The sequence below is a fragment of the Mucilaginibacter gossypii genome, from assembly GCF_017569325.2.
In the GTDB taxonomy this organism is placed as follows: Bacteria; Bacteroidota; Bacteroidia; order Sphingobacteriales; family Sphingobacteriaceae; genus Mucilaginibacter; species Mucilaginibacter gossypii.
Genome location: NZ_CP071878.2, coordinates 970,552 through 995,215 on the forward strand (window position 1 = coordinate 970,552; position 24,664 = coordinate 995,215).

Consider the following 24,664-nt stretch of genomic DNA (forward strand, 5'->3'; position numbering starts at 1 on the left):
AAAATGAAAAAAGGTCGCCCCACAACCGGGGCGACCTGTATCGAATCAGTCAGTTAATAGTTTTTCAGTTAATTATTTAAAATGTAAAGCCTACCCTGGCAAAAAAGCGGCGGCCGTTTTCGCCCATTTGTACGGCATCAAACGGGCCTGATGGTTCGTTGTTATAAGCCCATCCCTTAGCTCCCTTTACATAAGCCAGATCGGGATGTACGTTAAAAATGTTATCCGCTCCGATAGATACACGAACCGATTTTGCCACTTTATAAGCGAAATACAGGTCGCTCACAACTTTGCCGCTGTAAATATATTGGTCGGGCAGTTGTGCCGAACCATTATCGGTTGGTACGGTAGGTGTAAGAGTTGTACCGTCGCCATAGCCATCAATCACAACTTTGCCAAAGTAAGTAAAGCGGGTACCTACGGTAAAGCTTTTGTGGCTAAACTCGGGGTTTAAGCTAAGTTTTTGAGGGGGGGCCGATGCCAGGATAAATTTCTTTTCGCGCTCGCTCAAAAATGTTTCGCGCAGGGCAGGGGTAGTACCAAGTATAGGCGGGTAGTTTACCTTGTCAATCTTCATGGTTTGGAAATTGCCTGTAAAAAGTACCCTGAACCTGTTGGTGCCAATGGTTTTGTTGTAGTCAATAACTACGTCCAACCCTTTATTGGTAGTGTTTACAGCATTGGCAAAAAACTGGGCAGAGCTTACATGCAGGTTTTTCAGGGCATTGGTAAATGTAGGGTCGAGGGTTTCGTCATCGGCACTGAACTGGCCAGAAAGCACAACGCGGTCGGTAACTTTAATATAGTATCCATCAACAGTAAAGCTTAACTCAGGCATCGGTTTAAAGGTAAAGCCTAAACCAGCATTTTTTGATTTTTCCTGTTTAAGGTTAGGGATGCCTGCTGCTTTGGTGATGGGGCTGTAGTTAGGGGCTATTTTAACTTCAGATATCACAGTGCCCTGTACGTTGGTAAAAGTTGAACTGTAATTGATCTGTTGTAATGAAGGTGCGCGGAAGCCTGTTCCCAATGAACCGCGGATGTTAAAGTTATCGGTGATTTTGTAACGGGTGGCCAGTTTGGTATTAAAGTTTGAACCAAAGTCGCTGTAATGTTCATAACGGTTAGCGAAATCGACCAGCCATTTTTTAGTGATATCGCCTTCAAGATCAACATATACACCTTCTACCGAACGGTGGGCATTTACCACATCACCGGGCTGATAGCCTGGAAATCCCTGTGAGCCTGCCGCTTTTACACCGGTCGGGTCGTAATTTTTGTAGGATGCCTCTTCGCCCGAAAAGATCTTATAGCGCTCGTAACGGTATTCGCCGCCAAAACCAAGGTTAAGGCCCTGCATTACATTGCCAAAATGTTTGTTGATGTTCAGGTTACTGGTGTTTTGTAAAAACTCCGATCCGCCGTCGTCAAAATTGGTTTTATCAGCCCCTAAAGAAGCATTAAATGTTTTATAGCCAAAAAAGTGGAACTTATTGTTACCAATATTATTGCTCAAATCCCAGTCCCAGGCATTGCCTAGGGTGCCTTTTGCGCCTACGGCAATGGCAAGATCTGTATTATGTGTACGGATAATGGGATTGTAATATGATTCGCCGTCTGGGGTGTTAAAAATGATACCGCTCACCGGGATCATTTTGCCGCTGTTGTCGGTAGGGAAACGTTCAGGACGGCCAGAGAAATTACGGGTAAAGGCATAATCGTCAGATGCCTTATAGCTGTAACCACCAAAGCTGTACAAGGTTGTACGGGTACCGGCAAGAGGTGATTCATGGTTGAAAAAGAATGTGCCGCTCTCGGCCGATCCATCGCCATTGGCACGCCTGTACGGGTTTATAGGCAGCGCTTTAGGGTTTGAGGTTGTGGTATCATGCGTTTGGCGAAAGGTTTTGCCGTTTTTGGCATAGTCGCCCGTAAAGTTGATGAAACCGCCGTTTTTGCCGAGCGCTAAACCATAGTTGGCATCAATAGTGATACCATTGCCATCAATAGCACCCCCGTGAGGGTATTGAGACGCAACAACACTTTTACCACTGTTAAAAGCGGGATCATAATAACCAGAATAACCAACATTGGCATTAAACACGCCGGTGGTTTTCTTTAAAACAAGGTTGATAACACCCGCAATAGCGTCAGAGCCATATTGGGCCGAAGCTCCGTCACGGAGGATCTCGATCCTGTCGATAGATGCTGTTGGGATAGAACTCAGATCGACACCGGAGTTACCGCGGCCACGCGTACCGAATACCGAAACGAAAGCAGTGGAGTGCCGGCGCTTACCATTTATCAATACAAGTGTTTGATCGGGACCGAGGCCGCGTAAGGTACCCAGTTCAACGTGATCGGCACCATCCGAACCCGATTGTTTATTATAGTTGAACGATGGGGCCGAGTAGTTAAGGATGTCGGTGATATCCATACGACCGGTTACCGATGCCGCTTTACCCACGTTAACAATATCAACCGGAACTGCCGTTTCCAGCTTTACCCGCCCGGCAGATCGTGTACCTATTAATACCACTTCATTTAATTGGGCTATATCACTAACCATGGTGATGTCAATTTTAGAGCGCCCGTTAATGGCAACTGTTATGGTTTTGTAGCCCGTATAACTTATAATCAGTTCATCAGTTGCTGCTGCCGAAATGGTGTATATCCCTTTTGCATTGGTGCTTGTACCTAAATTGCTGCCTTTTATATGTACCGATACCCCGGGCATTGGTGCATTGCTTGCTGCATCGGTAACGATTCCGGTTATAGCTTTCTTTTGTGCTAATGCCAATAGGGGAGTTATGGTTAGCAAAATGAGAGTGAATAGTAAAATTTTCTTCATAAAACGGAAGTTATGGCTGTTTGAATAATGTTAATTTTAACGTAAGTTAATAATTATTGAATAATTATCAATATAAAATCAATTTTATTGGAATGTTTGCACTCTAAATTTGCTGTTTTAGGTAATTGGTATTAAAAATATTGACCTAATTGTGTTTTTTTATGCCTAATTGTTGAAGTAATAAAAAAAGCCAATTGTTGAAAGGTTTTAACCCGTTAACAATTGGCTTTTTTGAATTTAAAAAATGGATTGAGCGTCTTTTATTTGTTTGTTTTTTTTAACTAAACGGCTTTTTCCGCCTCTGTATCTTTTATCGATTTGCTCGCAGGCGCTTTTGCAGGAGTAATTGGTGCAGCGTCGGTTGCTTTTTTCTCTTTTTTTGCTTTGGGTTCAGCGGGAGCGGCGTGTGCTTCAGGACTTAATTTAGCCGCCAATATTTTTGCCAGGTTTTTTGCAGCTTTGTCTATAGCTTTTTTGGCTTTGCCGGCATCGGGGCCAAATTCACTTACCAGGGTTTCAATCTGGATAACTAATTTCTCTTTTATTTGTTTCTTAAGAGCTTTACGGGCTTGTTTAGTAGCGGCTTTATCTTTTATGTTTTTCATGTGAATGGATTAGAGATCGGGTGAAGCACATTTTTTTCTGTGCGTTGCAAAGTTATGTTAATATAATGTGGTTTTAATATTATGTTTATGTTAACATCTACTATTTATGTTAAATTTTTATTAATTGATAATCAACGCTATTAATTGTTGTTGCTTTATTTATTTTTTGTTTTATAACCCTTGGCCTAATACGGCTTTACTAATTTTTTGAAAGCCTTAGGGTTAATTCTTAACTTAGCCGTTTATTTATTGCCCTAAAACAACATGATCAAAGATTTAAGTGCATTAACCCAGGTAGCCGAATTTCATGCCACTTTTAAGCACCCTATAATTGAAAAACCTGCAATACCCTCAAGAGCACGCTGCGATCTGCGTATCGAACTGATTGCCGAAGAATTAAAAGAACTGCAGCAGGCTGTTAATGATAATAACATGGTTGAAGTAGCTGATGCCCTCTGTGATCTGCAATACGTATTATCAGGAGCAGTACTTGAATTTGGCCTGGGCTCAAAGTTTAAAGAACTGTTTGATGAAGTGCACCGCTCCAATATGAGCAAAGCCTGCAAAACGGTTGAAGAGGCTGAGAAAACCATCGAACACTATAAAAATACGGCCAGTACGGATGCATACTATAAAGAGATAGACGGTTTGTACCTGGTGTACCGTACCTCTGATCATAAAACATTAAAATCTATCAATTATTCGCCTGCCTATCTGAATGGTATTGTGGGTTAATCATAAACTAAAAACACTATTCCATTGTCAGCACAAGAATCCAATCAGCCTCAGGCTAAAACCAATATGCACCCGCGTAATAAACACCGCGGGGGGTATGATTTTAAAGCATTGATCAAAGCCACGCCTGCCCTGAGGCCATTTGTGCGTACCAATGAGTATGATAATTTTACCATTAATTTTGCCGATCCGGAAGCAGTAAAAACACTTAATAAGGCATTGCTGCAACATCATTACGATATAAACTACTGGGACATTCCCGAAGGTTTTTTATGTCCGCCTATACCTGGTCGTGCCGATTATATCCATTATGCGGCCGATCTGCTTGCTTCTGTTAACAACGGTGTTGTGCGCAAAGGCAGGAAAGTACGTGTACTTGACATCGGAACAGGCGCTAACCTGGTTTATCCCATAGTAGGTTTCAAAGAATATGGCTGGAACTTTGTTGGCTCAGAACTCGACCTGGAGGCTATGGCATCCGCACAAAGTATTGTTGAGCAAAACAGCCAGTTAAAGGTTGCTGTTGAATTGAGGCAGCAAAGCAAGAAGGCTGATATATTTAAAGGGATCATTAAACCCGGCGAGTTATTTGATCTTACTATCTGTAACCCGCCCTTCCACGCTTCGGCTAAGGAAGCTGCTGCCGGTTCGGCCCGTAAATGGGATAACCTGGGTTTACGAAAAGATAAACAGCCTATACTTAATTTCGGCGGCCAAAATACCGAGTTGTGGTATCCCGGGGGCGAAGCTGCATTCCTGAAACTGATGGCCGCGCAAAGCAAGGCCTTTGAAAAACAGGTTTTATGGTTTACCACGCTGGTTTCAAAAAAAGAAAATCTCAGGATCTTGTATAATGCCCTTCAAAAAGAAGGCGTAAAAGATGTGCAAACCATCAATATGTCGCAAGGCCAAAAGGTAAGCCGCATCATGGCCTGGACTTATTTAACGCCGGAGGAGCAGAAAATGTGGTTGAACCCTGATTTATAGGATTAAAGGATGCCGTGATATTTAAACCTTGATTTGCCGGACTTTAGGATAGCCTTGATGCTTTTTAATTCATGGTTATCCTAAAATCCTTTCAATCAAGGTTCAGCTTACACTCTCAAAAATGTCTTCTTGGTATATAAATAATACAAAAACGCCCATTTTACCATTACGAAGCAAATAGCCATTACTACAATATTGTATGGATCGCCTACTAACTGGCCTATCCATCCAAAAAAGCCTTCGGTTGTATAACTCCATTTAATAAAATGGCCCGAAATATAAATCAAAATGGAGTTCATGCCTATCACCCTGAAATAAAATGCCCATTTCTGATAGCCTTTTACATCAATGATATAATAAAATAAAGCCATCAATAATAAGCTTAAACCGCCTACATGCAGCACAAATGAGCTTGTCCACAGGTTTTTGTTGATCGGGAAATCGAGGTTCCAGATTTGTGCAAGGATCAGGAAGATGATACCTACTGCAGCCATGGTAGTTACCTTGCGCATTTGTGTAACGCCGCCTTTTTTTAGCAACAGGCCGGTAAGGATGCCTAATATGCCCGTGCTGATGGCCGGGATGGTTGAAAAAAGTCCCTCAGGGTCGTGGATGCCTAAATACAACCGGCCCGGTAGTATGCTGCGGTCAACGTATGAGGCAAAGTTGCCTTTCATGGTCAGGTCGCCCATAGGGAAGCCCGGTGCGGAGGTAAACTTAAGCAGCAGCCAATAGCCGATGATGAAAAAGCCAAACCAAAACATTTGCCAGCGCTCGGTACTGTACAGGTAAATGATGTTGGCAAACATATAGGCGATACCGATACGGCCCAATACGCTGGGAAACCGGATCTCTGAAACAGGCATAATTTTTAACCCGTTGTTTACCACAAGGCCGAGCAACACTAAAATAAATGCCCTTTTTATAACGCGCAGCAATAATTGCTGGCGTGTTTTGCCTTTTTCCAGTTCGCGCCCCACAGAAAATGGAGTTGATACGCCTGCCATAAACAGGAACAACGGGAAGATAAGATCATACAGGTGAAAACCATTCCAGTCGGGATGGGTAAATTGGTTGGCAATAGCGCCCCAGAAAGGTGAACCGGTGGCTTTGGCCATGCCGTGGAAGATCTCTTCGCCGCCCATAATCCAAAACATATCAAATCCCCGGAGGGCGTCCAATGAAAATAAACGGGTGCGCGCCGCGTTAATATCGTCGGCTTGTTTAGCACTTGCCTGGTCTGCTGTGGTAGCCATTAGTTTAATTGTATTTAGGTATGAACTAAAGATAGGAAAAGCAATACTATTTAAAATTATTTTTTTACATCAATAACTTTTAAAAGCTGTTTAAAAAGATTTTGTGAGGTATTTTAATGTGATGCGTTTCTGCGATGGAAAGATTTCGGAAATAAATCCAAAATGCTGCCGTAAATTCGCAGCCTTGTAATTATGCCCATGTTAGAGATCATATACCGCGATGAACACCTGATTGCCATCAACAAGCCCCATGGATTGCTGGTTCACCGGTCGCCCATAGCAGCCGATGCTTCAGAGTTTGCCCTGCAATTGCTTCGGGATCAAATTGGCATGAAAGTTAACCCTGTTCACCGCATCGATCGTAAAACCGGTGGCATCCTGCTTTTTGCTTTTAATAAAGAGGTAGAGATTGCCATGCAAAAGGCATTTATGGAAAACCGGGTGAGCAAGAAATACCTGGCCATAGTAAGGGGCCATACACCTGATGCGGAAGATATAGATTACCCGCTGCGCAAAGAGAATGGCACTTTGCAGGATGCATTTACCAGTTACACTACCCTAAAAAGGGCAGAACTTGATATCGCCTTTGGCAAACATCCAACTTCAAGGTATTCATTGGTTGAGGCTGTGCCTGCAACCGGGCGTATGCACCAATTACGCAAGCACCTGAGCCACATTTTTCACCCAATTATAGGCGACCGCACCCACGGCTGTAACAAACAGAATAAGTTGTTTTTAGAGCAATGGGCAATGACAACCATGCTACTGCATGCATCGCAGTTAAATTTTAAGCACCCCATAACCAGCGAAGAAATAACGATCAAAGCTGCACTTCAACCCGAATTTACCCGGGTTATGGAGATCATGAGCTGGTAAGCCAGTCTTAAGGTAATTATTTAAACAAAACGGGCTTAATATTGTAGTTGATAGATGGAAAAGTCGGTGATCTATGATCTGGATACCGAAGATGGTATACGCCAGATCGGCATTGAAGCGGTGCAGCAGCTGATACCCGGTACAAATGTGTATGCAACTGGCGTATTTAGGTTAAGTGAAGGGGAAACAGATCTTGGAGATATTGTTTTTGACGATCATATGCACGAATGGGAATATACCTGTATGGGAAATTTAACCCATCGGGAAGCTAAAAAGGTTGCAAGGTTTATTAAGCATAATTTTAAAACGGAAGTGGCGGAGTAAGAAGCTAAAGGGAAAAATCCCCTCTCGGGAAGGAAATCGCACAATCTCCCGCTTTTTTAGTCCGTTAAGTTAATAGCTAAGCCGATACAGATAATCGGTCCCCCGGGGAAATTTTACCGTATCTTTGCGCCTCAACAAAAACAAACCATGATTGATCATGCATTGAGTAACCTCGGCATAACTGCCCTTAACCCCATGCAGCTTGCCGCGCTTAGTGCCGCTAAAAAAGGTGATGTAATCCTTTTATCACCTACGGGCTCGGGGAAAACACTTGGCTTTTTATTGCCTTTACTTAACCTGCTTGATGCCGGTGTTACCACAGTACAGGTGATGATCCTGGTGCCCTCGCGTGAGCTTGCTTTACAAATTGAGCAGGTTTGGAAATCTATGGGTACAGGTTTCAAGATCAATTGCTGTTATGGCGGCCATGCCGTAAAAATTGAACGGAATAATCTTTCACATCCGCCTGCAGTTTTGGTTGGTACGCCGGGGAGGATTGCCTTTCATTTGCGTGAAGAAAATTTTAGTACTGATACTGTACGTACGCTCATTCTCGATGAGTTTGATAAAGCGCTTGAGTTCGGTTTCCAGGAGGATATGGCTTATATCATCAGGCAGTTGCCCCTTGTTAAAAAGCGGATATTGACTTCGGCTACAAAAATGAGTGAGATCCCGGATTTTACAGGGATTGCTAAACCTGTTGAAGTGAACTTTTTAAGTAATGTTACTTCGGCGCCAGATATTAAACAAAAAGCGGTGATATCCGAAGCTGCCGATAAACTGGATGCACTTTTTGCCCTGATCTGTAAAATTGGTAATAAAGCAACCCTTGTGTTTTGTAATCACCGTGAAGCGGTTGACAGGATCAGCGAGCTGCTTTGGTACAAGGGGTTGGAGCACGATGTTTTTCACGGCGGTATGGAACAGGACGACCGGGAACGCGCCCTGTTAAAATTCAGGAACGGAAGTCACCGTTTATTGATCACCACCGATCTGGCCTCACGTGGGCTGGATATCCCTGAAATAGAATATGTGGTACATTACCAGCTGCCGCATAATGAGGAGGCTTTTTTACACCGTAACGGCCGCACAGCACGTATGAACGCTAAAGGTACATCATACCTGATGCTAACACCCGATGAAAAGTTGCCATATTTAAAGCAATTGCCCCAGATTGAAGAACTGCCCGAAAAACTGATATTGCCGCCCGCATCGCCTTGGCTTACGCTGTACATAGCTGCCGGAAAAAAGGATAAGGTTAATAAGGTGGATATTGTAGGACTGCTGCTTAAAAAAGGCGGACTGGCAAAGGAGGACCTTGGTTTGATAGAAGTGCTTGACTACTCATCGTACGCGGCTATCAAGCGCGATAAAATAGAAAGTGTAGTAAAGCAGGTAAAGGCCGAAAAAATTAAGGGCAAAAAGGTGAAGATGGAAATTTCGAGGTAATTTTGTTTAAAAGAAAGATATATAATGAGCAATAACGATATCATGAAAAAGCTGCGGGTGGCTATGAAATTTACTGATGATGATATCATCAAGGTTTTGGCATTGGTTAATTTCAGGATCACCAAAGCCGAGATTGGTGCCATATTCCGTGCTGACGATCACCCCAACTTTAAACCCTGCGGCGATCAGATCCTGCGTAATTTCCTGAATGGCCTCATTATCTACAAACGCGGCCCAAGGGAGCCAAAACCAAAACCGGAGTAATCTGAACCGGGATTTGGGGTGATTCACCGGATTTATAGGATTTGATTTGTGAGCGGATAGATAAACCCGGGCAATCCTTTAATCCTAAAAATCCCGGTTCAGGCAATAATCAATGCCCTTCCACAGGCTTTTCCTGTATTAATCTGTATCTCCCTGATTTAATCAACTTTTGTTGCTGAGCCGAAAATGAGGTCCGGCCGCCAAAATCCTGTACCCAATAGGTTTTATATTCTGCCACGCCAACTTCTTTAAAGTCCGGGTTCATGAGATTGCGGCAATGGCCTTCACTTTTAAACCAGCCATCCATCACTTCTGCAATGCTTTGTTGGCCCTGGGCTATGTTTTCGCCTATGGCAAAACTTTTGAACCCTTTGAATTTATAACCGGCGTATACTATGCGGTCTTCCATGCTGCGGCCGTCTTTGCTATCGTGACTAAAATAGCTTTTGCGGGCCATGTCTTTAGCGTGCCCTATGGCTGCATCTTCCAAATCATTATTCCAGGTGAGGGGAGGAGCCGGCGGGAAATATTTGCTGCCGCAATTGCAGCCTTTTTGGCGTGTAGCATTAATGCTGTTTAAAAACTCAGTCCTAAAGTGTTTGCTGCTTTGGCTGTAGGCATTTGCAAACCAGAATAATGTAGCAAATAATACTATCAATTTTTTCATCTTAGTGCTTTGACATTTTTAAACGCCTGTGGTTTAAATTATTGTTTAGGCCGCCTGATAGCAGAACGCCAGCGACCGGTTTTCTTTCGCCTGTAAATGATAATGATAGCTATAACGACGAGAATAATAGTGGTGACTGTGAGGATGATAACGATGTTATGTGCCTGGCGTACCTTAGCATTGGCCTGCGCCTGGAGTTTTTGGTAAATACTTTTTTTTTGGCTATCGCCGAATCCTGCTTTTTGATCTTGATCGAATCGGCAGCAGCTACCTTGGCAATGCTGTCAACTGTGACCTGGTTAAGGCTATCGTCTAAAAACTCATGGCGCTTAATGGCTACTGCAGCTTTATCATAATCGTTCATTTTCCGGTACAGTTCGGCAAAACCTACCTGCACTATCGACTCTTTTTTAGGATCGTGGGTTTTGAGCGATAAGGTTAAAGCATCGTTCAGGTCCTTCATACTGAGTTTATAGTCTTTGATGTCGCTTTTAATGGCTGCAAGCTCTATAAGCGAGTTGATAATATTAAGCGTATCCTTCCTTTGCCTCGATATGGTGTTCGATTGCAAAATGAACCATTTGGCCTGGCTGAATTTACGCTGCGAACGATAAACCTTTGCAAGCGCGTTAAAGCTCGTACGCAAGCCTAAAGTATCGTTATAAGTGGAATAGCTATGCAGGGCGAGCATAGTGTAATTAAGCGCCTCAGTTTGGAAATAGTATTTCATTCGCCGGGTTGATACGGTATCGTATCCTAAATAATGGGCAGCTATTTGGGTATAGATAGGGCCTTTTAACGAATCACTGGTAACCTGTAATTTTTGCTTAAGACTATCAAGCTCACTGGCGTGTGCTGATAATTTAAGCATGGCTGTCAGAAAAAAAAGTAAGGTAAAAAGTCTCTTCATATAACAGATTACTCGAAAATGCAATAATCTACTTGTAATTACGCAAATAGCGTGCCTGTTTAAGATCACCGCCATGGGTGTTTGTGAAAGGTGCTTGGCTTTTTGTTCGTTTTTGAACAGTATGAACTGTTTTTCAGGAGGATAACCCTGGAAATATTAATTAACAATTGCCTGCGCATATTCCACAGCATCAGCTTTAATGCATAGTATTGTATACAAAAAAAGATTTTGCTATGCGATTGCTTAAGAGATTACCCGTTCGTAATTATTTAACGCTGATCGTAAACCTGCAAATTGCTTTAACAGTACGTTGTATAACGTAATACCTGATACCGCGCAAGTGATACCGGCTAACACGTCAAGCACGTAATGGTGGCTTGCATATACCGCCGTAAACCAGATGCCAACGGTTACCACCGCAAAAAAGATATTAGCAAATCCCAGCTTGTTTTTTAAGCCATAGTAAAGCACTATAACCGGGTATGAGGAATGCAGCGACGGCATGGCAGCAAATACGTTTGATCCTTTTGTATAAATCCCTTTAAAAACCCCGGCATGAAAATAGGCGTCAAACCTGGCCAGGCCGGCCGTATTGCCCATAGTTAAGGGAATAAAATGAAATCCGTGATATTGAACAAACCAGGGTGGTGCGGCAGGGTAGGCGTAGTAAACTATAAAGCCCAGGATATTCACCAAAACAAACGTTAACGAAAAATTAAGGAACTGTTTTTTGTTTTTGAAGAACAGGTAAGCGGCAAAGCCCAGCGGCACAGGGATCCAGCACAAATAAAACAAGCCCGATAACACATCAATAAAAGTGTTGCTGTTGGCCAGCCAGTATTCGTTGGGTGTAAGCAGCTTGCCATTAAAATGAATGCCGAACAGGTGTTTCTCCGCATTATAGAGCTCGGCAATATGTACCGGGTTGTAGTTATAATTGGGGAAGGCTTTCATGTAATCAAAAACAATCCAGTACACTATGAAAATAGTGAAGCCCAATATAAACTTGCGGGTTATTGCCGACGCATAGAACAGCACATTGAAAATAACTACCAGCGTAAGCTCGTCTGGTTTATAACCAATAAGGAAAGTTGAAAACGCCAGGTAAGCAATGGAAAGCAGCGAAACAATAATTATCGACCGGATATTTACTGTTACGCCTGTATTGGCATTGGTCATTGCTATTTTTTTAAGAAATCTGAACGGAAAATTTTATCCCAGAAAGGTGAACTCACACCATAACCTTTTTCAGGATCCTGATAGTGGTGCAGCATATGGTGTTGTTTTATTTTTTTGAACAGGCCGCTTTTAAAGTTAAAATGGTGCATGGCATAGTGAGATATGTCATAAAACAGGTAGCCTAAAATAAAGCCCGGAAAAAAGCCCCAGATGTAGTTTACAGGCAATAACCATTTAAACAAAAAGAAAAAGCCTGTAGCCAGCGGAATACTTAATGACGGGGGCAATACCAAACGTTTGGCATCGCTCGGGTAATCATGATGCACACCATGCATAATAAAATGGAGTCGTTGCGCCCATTCCAGTTTTTCACTTGGTTGATAGTGAAAAACAAAACGGTGCATAATGTATTCGGTGATGGTCCAAATGAAGAGGCCGAAAATGAACAGGCCTATGTAGGTTAATATGTCTAACCCTAAATCAAAGAATTTATAACTGCAATATCCAATAACAGGCACAAAAATGTACAGGGGCACGGTATAATGTACCTTTGATAAGCCTTCTAAAAAGTCGCTCTTAAACATTCGCACCGATTCCTGCGAGTTGGATATATATTTCTTTTTCATTGTTATAATCAGGTTTTAAAATGTTTTATTATTTCTCTGCCTGTTTATGGATGTTAAAATTTTTCAGAATGGCTGGCCTTTAATCACCAAAAGGCAATTTTAGCAAAGATATTGCTAAGTGTAAATGCCTTTATTTTATTGTTGCGAAGATATGATATTTGTTGGTAAGTCTTAAGCCAAAAGTTTTAAGTCTAAAGTTCGCAGCCTTAAGAGAAGTAATTCAACGTCCTTGCTTAAGACTTTTGACTTAAAACTATAAACTTACTTACCTTCTTCCTCTTCCAGTTTAATTAATGCTTTTTTAGCCTCTCTTAACCTGTTAAAAGCGGTGATATTGGTTAAAACAGCAAGTATTACCAGCGGAATAGTAAATATCGATATGGTTTCAAATACATGAAATTTGATGCCGGGAACAAATAATTTATAGTTACCGCCGATGTACTGAGCTACTATGCCCGATAAAGCTGCGCATAAGCCGATAGTTACTACACGTTCAGGTCTTTGCATTAAACCGCCTTTAATTTCAACCCCTAAACCTTCGGCACGTGCACGTACATAACTAACCATCATTGAGCCGATCAACGCTATAAAGGCAGCTATCGAACTCAGGAAGTAGTGGTGCGCCACCAGGTAATAGCAAATACCCAAAAACATGATCAATTCGCTGTAGCGATCAAGTACGGAATCGTACAAAGCACCAAAGGTTGATTTCATATTCCCTAAGCGGGCTACCTGGCCGTCAAGCATATCAAATAAGCCTGCAAAAAGGATGAGGCCGCCGGCCCAGCCTACGTAGGTTAAATCGCCGCGGTTACCTTCTTCGGCACCTAAAATAAATATCCCTGCAACGCCTACGTTAAGTACAAAACCTATAGTAGTTACGGCATTGGGGGTTAAACCTATTTTTATAAGGATCTTCACAAACGGATCAATAACCTTATAAATGCCTAATTGCAAGTTGGTTCTGAATGATCTCCTAAGTGTTGTTGTTTGCTGTTCCATGTTATTCTCTCTGCTTATTTAGGTACGATGATTAGAAGTCAAATTTAAGCCTTGTCCGTAACCCCCATTGGGCAACGTTTGGCTGGTCAAGGTAGTTAAAGCGCCTTACAAAATCTATGCGTATAAATTTAAATATATTTTCGATACCAACACTACCTTCAACGTAAGGTGTTTTACCTAATGTGTAAGTAATTGGTACACCATCAACGCCAACCGGCAATTGATACAATGACGGATGTATTGAAGGATTATTTTGGTCAGACAAACCACCGTATAATACTTTTACTGATGCGGTTTCGCGCCATTTAAGTTTCTTTAACAACGGTATTTTGTTGAAGAAGAAGCCGCTGAAATGCTGGTCAATCCTGAAGCTTGCATATTTATCACTCACAAACTCCAAAAAGTTCATTAAGTTGTATGAGTCTATATCGTATGCATAGGTTTGGTTTGCCCTGTGTATAGTTAACAACGGGTAAGGTACCGAACCAAAAATTTTACCTGCCGAAACATTGATATCCGCATAGCCTAACTGTGAAAAGTAAAAGCGCTTATCAGCACGGAAATCAAGCTTTTGGTAGTTGTATTCGCCATTAAAAAAGCCTTTAATACCAGCTGCATAATCAAGCTCAAAAGCGGGGTATTTGTTAGGAATAGGGATCCTGTAGATTTTACCCTGGTAAAACTGCTCATGCGGTGCCCAGCGTACGCTTGCTGTAAGTTCGGTAGTAGTTAAATGGTGGATAGAGTTTGGCAAATCGTTAATGATGTTGTCAAAATACAGTGATCCTGCAGGTTCTTGTGTCCATTTTTTAAAGCCACCTGCGTAAGAGAAGTGGCTTTCCAGCTCGTGTACATAATCAAACCTGTAAAAGTCATTATACAGGAACTTGTCGTTTACACCACGTTTAAACGATAACAAAAAGTTGTCTTCCTGTACAAACTGCAAGTTCGCACCGGGGATCTTGGTATCACGCTGAAAGCTTGCCCTAATGTAATTTTGCGGGAAACGGTAGATGGACTTATCGTTAAGCGAGTATGTTGCGCTAAGAAAGTACTTCCAGCGCTCATCTTTAAAGCCATAAGCTGCATAAGTTTCAAAATAGTAACGCTTGCTTAGGTCTGGCGTGGTTCGGCCGCCTACACGTAAACGGAATCCCTCAACAGGGTTAAAGCTGTAAAATGTATTAGCCGGACCTAACTCAAACTTGCCGAAGCCTTTGTAACCTGCAAGCAAAAGGGTTGCTATATCAACTGTGCGCTTAAATGATGGCATATTGCGCAGGCTGTCAATATTCTTGTATACTTTAGATTCGGCAGTTCTTAAAGTATCTGGCCTGTTTTCCTGCCAGAATGATTCGGGTCGATGCTTCACTTCATCGCTTAATTCCGCATATTCTGATCCCTGGTAGGTTGTATCCGGCCGGGGTTTGTTAACCACGTAATTGCTGTAGGTTATAGCCCGGATACCAAATAAACCACTCTTTGCATCTTTTTTGGATGCGCCAAAATCTGCAATGGTAGTGCTTTTGCTCAGGTGATAGCGGCCATCCGGGTTTTGTTGAAACTCCAGGTTAACGGTCATCGACCTGATGAAGTTGATATTGATATGCTTGTTGATAGTTAAATCACACTTTTGAACAGCGTAGTTGCCATCGAGCGTTATGTATATGCTACCCTCAAAAAGTACGTCGGTACTGTTGCGCGGCGTAAAATCAAGTTTAACAAGCTTGTTATTGTGCTCATCAAGAACAGTATCCGCAATAAAATATTTGTAATAGTTTGGCGAGTTATCAGAGATTGGGCTCAGGAACTGGCTGGTTATCAAAAATACGTTGTTGGTGTAAATATCAACTTTGTTGTACAGGTGTTTAAAGTATTGGGTAAGGCCTTCATTATCAATACCAGGGCCAAAGTTTACACTTTTTTGGCCAGTTATGTTTTCCCTTGTTTTTTCGGGGTTTTTACGATAATAAACTTGCTGCAATTTTTCATCAAGGTAAATAGGCAATAACGATTTGCCGGGTACCAATGTACTATCCCTATTATCTAAAATGAACTTATACTTACGGAAAAATTTCCTGTCCGAGAATTGGGCTGATACATTGCTCAACGCAAACATCATTTTATCATACTCCTTGTATTCAACATAGTTGTACGCTTCGGGACGGTTCTTTTCTTTATTTTCGATAACCTTACGGATCAGCTCAACAGCGGGGTTATCTTTATTACGGTATTTAGGTTTTTTGCCCGATTTTACCACAACTTCGTTAAGTTGTTGCGAAGCCGGGAACATTTTTACATTTATAACCTGCTCTTTACCGGGAACAACAGCTAAAAAAGCGTCTTTATAACCTAAAAATGAAATTTTGATTTGTTTGTATTGCTGATTGTTTGTAGCCAGGCGATATTTGCCATTAACATCTGTAGTGGTACCGGTAGTGGTGCCCGTGAAAGAAATACTAACAGAAGGCAGGGTTTGTTTGTTACCTGCATCGGTAACAGTACCCGTTATTACCGTTTGCTGCGCATATAATGCCGAAGCAGAAAAGAACAGTATTAAGAAAAATAAGCTTTTATAAAATTTTTTACAATCCATGTACTTTGTGCAATTGTGCAAATACAAACTTCTTTTTTCGGCTCAATACTGTTATTATTGGATAAAGAGGTATGTATTAATTATTCAAATATTCCTGGCAGATTAATTATGTCCGCCCCTGTATGTTTTTCGTTGTTCTGCCACCCAATCTTTCCTCACTTACCTTGCTTTGTACACTCCCGGCAGATGGTTATTACGGAGTTTACAATTAACAGGCCAAAGGTAAAAAAAATCACTACAGACTAATGTGGTCAAAAAGTCAAATATTGTTTACAGCTATTTACTGTATTATATTACCTTAGCCATAATAACCCAAACAACGGCTTTGAGCAGCCATTAGTATGCTCGTTACTTTTCGGTTTACTATATTGTTTATTTTATAATCATCTGGTAATCAAATATAATCAGGGGTTTTGTTGCCGACTGAAAGGGTGCCGGGCTATCCAAATAACATTATTTAACAATTTATACTTGGCGCTAATAAGACTAATGCTGATAAAGGAATGTTACCCGCCCCTGGATTTTTTTACCTCACAAAAACAAAACAGCCGTGAAGCAGGGGTTCAACTGCTTACGGCTGTTTTGACGGTATTTGGTAATTTAACGATTATTCGGTCGCGAACATGTCGTCATAGTAATCCAAACCAAGGTGGGTGATCAGGTCTTCGCCCATCAGGTAACGAAGGGTATTCTCCAATTTGATCAGTTGTTTAAAGATGTCGTTTTCTGCATGTAGGCCTGGTGCTGTTTGAGGCGATTTCAAGTAGAATGACAACCACTCCTGGATACCGCTCATGCCGGCACGTTTAGCCAGATCGCAGAAGATAGCCAAATCAAGCGCGATAGGGGCAGCAAGGATCGAGTCGCGGCAAAGGAAGTTGATCTTAATCTGCATTTTGTAGCCTAACCAGCCAAAAATATCGATGTTATCCCAGCTCTCTTTGTTATCACCATGCGGAGGGTAATAGTTGATACGGATTTTGTGGTAGATGTTACCATAAAGTTCCTGGTTATCTTCCGGTTTGAAGATATCTTCCAATACACCCAGTTTTGATACTTCTTTAGTTTTGAAGTTATCCGGATCGTCAAGAACCCAGCCATCGCGGTTACCCAAAATGTTGGTCGAGAACCAACCGTGTACACCTAATGAACGTGCTGCCAAACCTGGGGCCAATACTGTTTTCATTAAAGTTTGACCTGTTTTGAAATCTTTACCTGCAATTGGAGTTTTGGTTAATTTAGCCAGTTCGATTAATGCAGGGATATCAACTGTTAAGTTAGGGGCGCCGTTAGCAAAAGGAACACCTAATTTTAAAGCCGCGTAAGCATAGATCATACTTGGAGCGATCAGCTTGTCGTCATTCTTCAAACCTTCTTCAAAAGCTGCTAATGACTGGTGTACAGCTGATGCTTCGTAGTAGATCTCGGTTGAACCACACCATACCAACACAACCCTGTCAAGACCATTAGCCTCTTTAAAGTTTTTGATATCTTCCATTACCTGCTCGGCAAGCTCAAGCCTGGTTCCGGTTTTAACGTGGGTGCCATCAAGGTTTTTAGCGTAGTTTTTATCAAACGCTGCTTTCATTGGCTTTATAGCTTCCAATTCGGCTTTAACCGAATGTAAAAGTCCTGCTTCCAGTACCTGTGCGTTTGATGCAGCTTCAAATACGTTATCTTCATAAACATCCCAACCGCCAAATACGATGTCGTTTAAATCGGCTAAAGGAACAAATTCTTTAATTTTCGGGTTACGGTTTTCGGTCCTTTTTCCTAAACGTATGTGGCCCATTTGAGTAAGGGAGCCAATTGGCTGCGAGATGCCTTTTTTAACGGCCTCTACGCCGGCAATTAAGGTAGTTGCTACAGCGCCTAACCCGGGGATCAGGATGCCAAGCTTACCTTTAGCAGGTGTAATGTTGATTTTCATTTATGTTACTATTATTTATTTCAAATTAATCGGCTAAAGCCATTTGTTGGCTTTATACCATTTTAGCGTTTCGGCCATGCCGTTTTGCAGATTGTATAAAGGATAAAAACCCAAGTCGGATTTAGCTGCTTCAATATCGCAATTCCAGTTAATGGCGGTCAGTTCATTAAGCTTTTCAATATTCAGCACCGCAGCTTTGTTGCTCAAAGAACTTATTTTTTCAGATACTGCTGCAATCATTTTAACAAAATTTACAGGCAGATGAAACTTTAGCGTTTTTAGCATTAACACATCTTTGGTGATGGTGCCTAACTCGTAACGGTTATAAAAATTACCATCGCTCAGATTATATGTCTTGTTATTGCCACCGTATAAGGCCTTGATACTTGCTTTGGCCAGGTCTTTAACATATATAAAGCTGAGCTTTTGCTGCGCCTTGCCTATATAGGGCTCAATGCCCTTCACTATCTGTTTGAAAAATATAAATATGCCGGTGTCCCTCGGTCCGTAAACCGCGGTTGGCCTTAGGATAGTATAATTCAAGCCGTTTACCGTTTTTAATTTTTCTTCGGCAAGCAATTTGCTCCTGCCGTATGCTGTAACAGGACGCGGAGGGGTTGATTCGGTTATGGTGCCGGTTAGCGTGTTAAGCGGCCCAACTGAAGCCAGGCTGCCAATAAGTACAAACTTTTTTAAATCAGGGCAAGCTTCATAAGCCGCCGAAGCCAGGTTATGGGTATATGTAGCATTGATCCGGTTATATTCGGCCTCGGAGCGGGCGCTGGTTACACCTGCCGCGTGGATGATATAATCGGGTTTTATTTCTGCCAGTTGCTTCTTTAATGTTTCTTTATTGTTAAATTCGGGGTAGATATATTGAATGTCTAATTCCTTTAGGTGATCAATTTTGCTGCTTTTACGTACAGCTATAAAAACCTCCAGGTTGTTTTGCAGGGCTTCTTCAATTAAATGATATCCAACAAATCCGCTTGCACCGGTTATTAAAACCCGTTCCCTCATATCGCTTTTTGATATAACCTGTATTTTTTATACGGGTCGCCTTTTATAGCTTCAATGGCACGGTTCATCATATCGTTGTTCTCCAGTGTCCAGCCGGCTTCGGCATGTTTATAACCCTTGGCCTTATATTCCCTTATAATGGTGCCGTATAAGCAGGCTTCAATGCCCATTTTGCGGTAATCTTCAATAACGCCGAGGGCATAAATGCGGATGCCGGTGATGCTTTTTTTGCCGAACAATAATTTGAAAATGCCGGTGGGCAACAAGCGGCCGCGTTTTATTTTTTTGAAGATATCGTTATAATCGGGCAGGGCCAGGCCAAATGCAACTATCTTGCCACGTTGCTCGGCAACAATAGCAAAATCAGGATCAAGGATCAGTTTAAGATCTTTGGCCAGGTAATCATATTCTTCATTGGTAAGCGGCACAAAACCGGTGTTTTTGTCCCAGGCCGAGTTATAAACGTCGCGAAGTTTTGCAGCCTCTTCCTTAAAATTTTTAAGGTTGATCTTGCGGATAATGATATCATTGCGTTTTAACCGATCTTCAAGCGCGTTTAATAACCTTACCGATTTGTCATCATAGGCTTGTCCTTCCCAATGCCATCCAATCAGGTCAACATCTTTTTTAAAGCCAAAATGCTCAACCAGGTCGGCATAATACGCAAAATTGTAGGTGTTCATCAGGAATGGTGAACTATCAAATCCCTTTATTAATAAGCCACAGGGCTCATTTGTTGAAAAGTTGGTAGGGCCTAACAGTTTACCGGTAACGCCTTTTTCTTTAAGCCATTTGGTAACGGTTTCAAAAAGCAGGTTAGATATTGCCGTGTCGTTAATACAATCAAAAAAGCCAAAAAAGCCATCGTTAACATGGCTGTATTCGTTATGCCCGTTATTAAGGATCGCGGCTATCCGGCCAACAATTTTATCGCCATCATAAGCTAAAAAGGGTTGTACGGTATTGTGTTTATGGAAGGGATGTTTGGTTAAGAGGTCCCTTTGGGCAATAAACAACTCCGGAACATAGTAAGGATCGTCCTTGTACAGGTCATGCGGGAAATCAATAAATGAAGCCAGTTCTTTTTTTGATTTAACCGTTACTATTGTAATCATGTGTGGTAAATGATTGAATAAAGCAAATTGGTATGCTTTAAAATAAAAAGTGCATTTAGCTTACTTTAATAAAAAAGCAGCTAAATGCACCTCAGGTTTCTTCATTATATTTTTTCTTTAACAGAAGCGGTTACACCAACTTCTTTAAAGGCTTTTGACAGTTTTTCAACGGCTTCGTCAATTTGCTCAAAGGTATGGGTAGCCATCAATGAGAAACGAAGCAGTGACGAATCGGAAGGAACGGCAGGGGATACAACCGGGTTAACAAATACACCTGAAGCTTGCAGGTGTTTGGTAACCGCGAAAGTTTTTTCGTTATCACGAACGTAGATCGGCAAAATAGGGCTTTCGGTAGGGCCAAGGTCAAAGCCTTCTTCCAGCAAAAGTTTCATGGCATAATTGGTGTTATCCCATAATTTCTCGATACGCTCCGGTTCTGATTCAATGATATCTAATGCTGCAATTACGCTGGCTACAGAGCCCGGAGGCATACTTGCGCTAAACATCAATGAACGTGCGCGGTGTTTGATATAATCAATAGTGTCCTGATCGCTGGCGATGAAACCACCTAACGAGGCTAATGATTTACTGAAGGTACCCATGATCAGGTCAACTTCATTGGTAAGGTTAAAGTGTGAGGCGGTACCTGCACCCTTATCACCAATTACACCAAGGCTGTGGGCATCATCAACCATGATATTGGCACCGTAAGTATCGGCAAGCTCAACAATCTTAGGCAATTTAACAATATCGCCTTCCATGCTGAAAATACCGTCAACAGCGATAATCTTCACGGCATCTTCAGGAAGTATGCTTAATTTGCGCTCCAAATCGGCCATATCGTTATGAGCGTACTTGATCACTTTTGAAAACGACAGGCGGCTGCCGTCAATGATACAGGCATGGTCATACTCATCAAGTATGATATAATCATTCCTGCCGGTAACGCACGAAAGTACACCAAGGTTAACCTGGTAACCTGTGCTGAATAAAACAGTAGCTTCTTTGCCTACATAGTTAGCAAGCCTGTTTTCAAGCTCAATGTGGATATCAAGTGTACCGTTCAAAAAACGTGAACCGGCACAGCCTGTGCCATATTTGTCAATTGCTTTTTTTGAAGCTTCTTTGATTTTTGGATGATTGGTAAGGCCTAAGTATGAGTTAGAACCAAACATTAATACCCGCTTGTTGTCAATAATTACCTCAGTGTCTTGTGCAGACTCAATAGGCCTGAAATAAGGATATAACCCCCGTTCACGCAGCATATTTGCTACTTGAAACTGAGCGATTTTCCCATGTAGTTTTTTAACCATGTATATTAACTCTGCTTAAATTTTGTGTAAAAATACCATGAATAAGCATATAACTTATACGGTGTGTGTAAATTTTTTTAAAATAATGCCTATTAACGTATCAATACTACTTAAGAAGCACACAAATTCTTACACGGCAAATTAATTAATTTTTTTGTTTATATCGAGCCTATTATTTTCATTTTTTTGTCAAAAGCCCAAAAAGCTGATACTATCCCGTGTTTTTGTAATTTTTTTACGTAAAATTCTTGTTCGTGATTTTAAATTAGTAATATTAATTACATATTCGCATTCCCCATAACAATCCTGCACTAATTATAAAATTTTTTCTTATAATTTTTGCCTGATATACATTGTTATTTATAGCTACCCTATGAAAAAACACAAGTACTTTTTGGCGCTTCTTGTACTTAATTTAACATTGAATTTACATAGCAATAGTTATGCCCAAACTGCCGCTGATAGTATAAGCGGATCGGTTTCCCTCAAACAGGCTATTGACTTTGCCTTGCGTAACCAACCAACAGTAAGGCAGGCTTCCATTGATGAACAGATCAATGAGCGTGATATTAGAATTGGCCTGTCGGCCTGGCTGCCGCAGGTGAACGGCTCGGGCCTTTATAATTATTACTATAAGGGCAGCCCTCAGGCTGGTGCCTCCGGTGCTAACATCCCCAGCAACGCGGGCAGTATCCGTAACCTTTCAACCCTGGGCGTTACGGCATCGCAGGTACTATATAACAACGATGTATTTCTTGCTTCAAGGGCGAAAAGATATTCGCGCGAGTACTATAAGCAGAACACCTTGAGCAGCCAGATTGATGTAGTAAGTGATGTAAGCAAAGCTTTTTTTGATGTTTTACTATCCGGCAAGCAACTTGACATTACTAATGAGGACATCATCAGGTTGCAAAGAAGCCTGAAGGATGCCAAAAGCAGGTATACTGCCGGTGTATCCGATCCTACGGATTATAAGCAGGCAACCATCGCTTTAAATAATTCATTGGCTACCCGTAAACAAACCGAAGAAGCCATCAAAAGTAAAACGGCTTTATTAAAACGGATCATGGGCGTAGGGGCGGCTACACCGTTAAGCCTTTCTTATGATTCGAGCCGGTATGAGCAGGAGGCCAGTATTGATACTTTACAATCGCTCAATGTAAATAACCGGATCGAATACCGTTTGCTTGAAACAACAAAGGCACTCAATAATCTCAACGTAAATTACTACCGCTTTGGGTTTTTGCCTTCATTATCGGCGGTAGGGAGTTACCAGCATGCATACTTCAGTCATGATTTAGGTGATTTGTATAATAAGTCTTTCCCTACAGGTTATGTTGGCTTAACGCTGGCTGTACCTATTTTCCAGGGGACGAAGCGCCTGCAAAACCTCGCTAAAGCCAGGCTGCAGGTTGAACGTACCGACCTGGACCTGATCAATACAAAAAATAGTATTTATACGGAATATACCCAGGCACTGGCGGCATATAAAAGCAATTATACCAGCTACCAGCTCATTCGCGAAAATGTAACACTTGCAAAAGATGTATATAAGGTGGTAAGCCTGCAATACCGCGAGGGAGTAAAAACTTACCTCGACGTAATTGTATCGCAGGCAGATCTGCGTACTGCCGAACTGAGCTATTATAATGCCCTGTTCAATTTACTCAGCAGCAAAATTGACCTGCAGAGGGCTCTTGGAATCCTGCCTGTTCAGCAACCATAAGATATCGTCATAAAAAAATAAAAACTACAGCAACACACGAACAACCTATTCTACATGAAACATACATATATATATTGGTTAGCCCCTGCAGCACTTTTAACATGGGCATCATGCGGTAAACCTCAAAAGGGCGGGTCGGCGGCCATGCCCCCAACCCCAGTATACCTTGCCGACGCTAAAACAGCCGAAGCAGTATACTATGATAAATACCAGGGTATTGTGGTTTCGGTGAACACTGTCGAACTGCGCAGCCAGGTACCGGGTTTTGTAACGGGTATATTTTTTAAAGAGGGTGATGTTGTTCAAAAAGGCAAAGTATTGTATGAAATAGATAAACGCAAATACCAGGCTGCTTTTGACCAGGCTAAAGCTAATGTGCTAAGCGCCGAAGCCAATTTGGTTAAAGCGCAAAAAGACATTGACAGGTATAACATGCTGCTTAAGAGCGATGCGATTGCCCGTCAGACAGTTGATCAGGCACAGGCTACCTACGAAACTAATAAAAGCCAGGTTGCGGTAGCCAAAGCCGCGCTTGAGTCGGCCCGTACCGATTTATCATATGCCACCATTACCGCGCCTTTTACGGGGCGAATAGGGATCTCGCAAGTGAGGCTTGGAACACAGGTAGCAGCAGGTACCACATTGATGAACACTATATCGGCCGAGCACCCTATAGGTGTTGATGTGGTAATCAATGAGCAGGACATCAACCGCTTTTATGGTCTTCAAAAATCAAGTACCGACAGTACCTTTAAACTGGTGCTACCCGACGGAAGCAAATACAACAAGACAGGTAAAGTACTGGCGATTGACAGGGGCGTTAGCAATCAAACCGGCAGCATTAGGGTAAGGATCCAGTTTCCGAACGAGGATGACGTGCTTAAGGATGGCATGAGCTGTGTTTTGCAGGTGCTGAACAGCCAATCGGGCCAGCGGGTACAAATCCCTTACAAAGCAGTAACTGAGCAAATGGGTGAGTTTTTTGTTTTCGCAACAAGAGATACTGTTGTTAAAGATACCGCAGCTGATAAAACAGTTAAAGACAGGCGCGATACGATAGCAAAACAGGTGAAGGTGAAATTAGGGCCGCGTATTAACAGCGACGTAGTGATAATGGATGGCATAAAACAAGGTGATAAAGTGATTACCGACGGTTTTCAGCGTTTGCGCGATGGTGGCAGGGTCACTACCGGAACAGCCGCGCCGGCCGGAGCAGCACCCAAAAAATAAATT

Annotated in this window: 21 protein-coding genes; 8 read left to right on the plus strand and 13 right to left on the minus strand. The window is 42.0% G+C overall.

Going from position 1 to position 24,664, the window contains the following annotated elements:
* Window positions 1–76: 76 nt before the first annotated feature.
* Together J3L18_RS04090 and J3L18_RS04095 are read right to left on the minus strand one after the other, a co-directional pair.
* On the minus strand, window positions 77–2,851 hold the full coding sequence (locus J3L18_RS04090) for a TonB-dependent receptor (protein ID WP_129569653.1): 2,775 nt from the start codon (window positions 2,849–2,851) through the stop codon (window positions 77–79).
* A 281-nt stretch (window positions 2,852–3,132) separates the two neighbouring features.
* Window positions 3,133–3,456, minus strand: a complete 324-nt coding sequence (locus tag J3L18_RS04095) for a hypothetical protein (protein WP_129569654.1) — start codon at window positions 3,454–3,456, stop codon at window positions 3,133–3,135.
* 264 nt (window positions 3,457–3,720) lie between these two features.
* On the opposite strand from J3L18_RS04095, the gene J3L18_RS04100 reads away from it, so the two are divergent.
* Together J3L18_RS04100 and rlmF are read left to right on the plus strand one after the other, a co-directional pair.
* Window positions 3,721–4,191 carry a pyrophosphohydrolase domain-containing protein gene (locus tag J3L18_RS04100; RefSeq protein WP_208102504.1) on the plus strand — a complete coding sequence of 157 codons (471 nt, stop codon included), beginning with the start codon at window positions 3,721–3,723 and terminating at the stop codon, window positions 4,189–4,191.
* A 24-nt stretch (window positions 4,192–4,215) separates the two neighbouring features.
* Window positions 4,216–5,178: a 23S rRNA (adenine(1618)-N(6))-methyltransferase RlmF gene (rlmF, locus tag J3L18_RS04105; protein WP_129569655.1), complete on the plus strand. Its 963-nt coding sequence runs from the start codon at window positions 4,216–4,218 to the stop codon at window positions 5,176–5,178.
* 107 nt (window positions 5,179–5,285) lie between these two features.
* On the opposite strand, the gene J3L18_RS04110 is transcribed toward rlmF, so the two are convergent.
* Window positions 5,286–6,434: an acyltransferase family protein gene (locus J3L18_RS04110; RefSeq protein ID WP_129569656.1), complete on the minus strand. Its 1,149-nt coding sequence runs from the start codon at window positions 6,432–6,434 to the stop codon at window positions 5,286–5,288.
* Window positions 6,435–6,632: 198 nt separating this feature from the next.
* Between J3L18_RS04110 and J3L18_RS04115 the strand changes: the two genes are divergently transcribed.
* The 4 genes from J3L18_RS04115 (at window position 6,633) to J3L18_RS04130 (ending at window position 9,347) form a co-directional block, all read left to right on the plus strand.
* Window positions 6,633–7,310, plus strand: a complete 678-nt coding sequence (locus tag J3L18_RS04115) for a pseudouridine synthase (RefSeq protein ID WP_129569657.1) — start codon at window positions 6,633–6,635, stop codon at window positions 7,308–7,310.
* A 54-nt stretch (window positions 7,311–7,364) separates the two neighbouring features.
* Window positions 7,365–7,634 (plus strand): hypothetical protein, encoded by a 270-nt coding sequence (locus J3L18_RS04120; RefSeq protein ID WP_091162112.1) that lies wholly within the window; start codon window positions 7,365–7,367, stop codon window positions 7,632–7,634.
* Window positions 7,635–7,781: 147 nt separating this feature from the next.
* Window positions 7,782–9,083: a DEAD/DEAH box helicase gene (locus J3L18_RS04125; protein ID WP_129569658.1), complete on the plus strand. Its 1,302-nt coding sequence runs from the start codon at window positions 7,782–7,784 to the stop codon at window positions 9,081–9,083.
* A gap of 24 nt (window positions 9,084–9,107) precedes the next feature.
* Complete coding sequence (locus tag J3L18_RS04130; protein WP_091162115.1) at window positions 9,108–9,347, plus strand: DUF1456 family protein; 240 nt, start codon at window positions 9,108–9,110, stop codon at window positions 9,345–9,347.
* Between the two features lie 109 nt (window positions 9,348–9,456).
* Here the strand turns inward: J3L18_RS04130 and J3L18_RS04135 are convergent, their stop codons facing one another.
* The 10 genes from J3L18_RS04135 to spt all read right to left on the minus strand — a co-directional run bounded on the left by J3L18_RS04135 (window position 9,457) and on the right by spt (window position 21,705).
* Entirely contained in the window at window positions 9,457–10,014 is a 558-nt protein-coding gene (locus J3L18_RS04135; RefSeq protein WP_129569659.1) for a CAP domain-containing protein, read from the minus strand.
* Between the two features lie 109 nt (window positions 10,015–10,123).
* Window positions 10,124–10,885 (minus strand): hypothetical protein, encoded by a 762-nt coding sequence (locus J3L18_RS04140; protein ID WP_129569660.1) that lies wholly within the window; start codon window positions 10,883–10,885, stop codon window positions 10,124–10,126.
* A gap of 282 nt (window positions 10,886–11,167) precedes the next feature.
* Window positions 11,168–12,103, minus strand: coding sequence for a phosphatase PAP2 family protein (locus J3L18_RS04145; RefSeq protein ID WP_129569661.1), 936 nt, complete (start codon window positions 12,101–12,103; stop codon window positions 11,168–11,170).
* A gap of 2 nt (window positions 12,104–12,105) precedes the next feature.
* A complete protein-coding gene (locus J3L18_RS04150) occupies window positions 12,106–12,729 on the minus strand; it encodes a sterol desaturase family protein (RefSeq protein ID WP_091162123.1) in 624 nt (207 codons plus the stop codon).
* A 261-nt stretch (window positions 12,730–12,990) separates the two neighbouring features.
* Window positions 12,991–13,731, minus strand: a complete 741-nt coding sequence (locus tag J3L18_RS04155; protein WP_129569662.1) for a CDP-alcohol phosphatidyltransferase family protein — start codon at window positions 13,729–13,731, stop codon at window positions 12,991–12,993.
* A gap of 31 nt (window positions 13,732–13,762) precedes the next feature.
* Entirely contained in the window at window positions 13,763–16,327 is a 2,565-nt protein-coding gene (locus tag J3L18_RS04160; RefSeq protein WP_129569663.1) for a DUF5686 family protein, read from the minus strand.
* A 607-nt stretch (window positions 16,328–16,934) separates the two neighbouring features.
* Entirely contained in the window at window positions 16,935–18,257 is a 1,323-nt protein-coding gene (locus J3L18_RS04165; RefSeq protein ID WP_090526349.1) for an inositol-3-phosphate synthase, read from the minus strand.
* 33 nt (window positions 18,258–18,290) lie between these two features.
* A complete protein-coding gene (locus tag J3L18_RS04170; RefSeq protein ID WP_129569664.1) occupies window positions 18,291–19,277 on the minus strand; it encodes an NAD-dependent epimerase/dehydratase family protein in 987 nt (328 codons plus the stop codon).
* A complete protein-coding gene (locus J3L18_RS04175) occupies window positions 19,274–20,392 on the minus strand; it encodes a GNAT family N-acetyltransferase (RefSeq protein WP_129569665.1) in 1,119 nt (372 codons plus the stop codon). The genes J3L18_RS04170 and J3L18_RS04175 overlap by 4 nt, the downstream gene beginning before the upstream one ends.
* A gap of 104 nt (window positions 20,393–20,496) precedes the next feature.
* On the minus strand, window positions 20,497–21,705 hold the full coding sequence (gene spt / locus J3L18_RS04180) for a serine palmitoyltransferase (RefSeq protein ID WP_090526354.1): 1,209 nt from the start codon (window positions 21,703–21,705) through the stop codon (window positions 20,497–20,499).
* Between the two features lie 373 nt (window positions 21,706–22,078).
* On the opposite strand from spt, the gene J3L18_RS04185 reads away from it, so the two are divergent.
* Complete coding sequence (locus J3L18_RS04185) at window positions 22,079–23,431, plus strand: TolC family protein (RefSeq protein WP_129569666.1); 1,353 nt, start codon at window positions 22,079–22,081, stop codon at window positions 23,429–23,431.
* A gap of 54 nt (window positions 23,432–23,485) precedes the next feature.
* On the plus strand, window positions 23,486–24,661 hold the full coding sequence (locus J3L18_RS04190; RefSeq protein ID WP_129569667.1) for an efflux RND transporter periplasmic adaptor subunit: 1,176 nt from the start codon (window positions 23,486–23,488) through the stop codon (window positions 24,659–24,661).
* Window positions 24,662–24,664 lie beyond the last annotated feature (3 nt).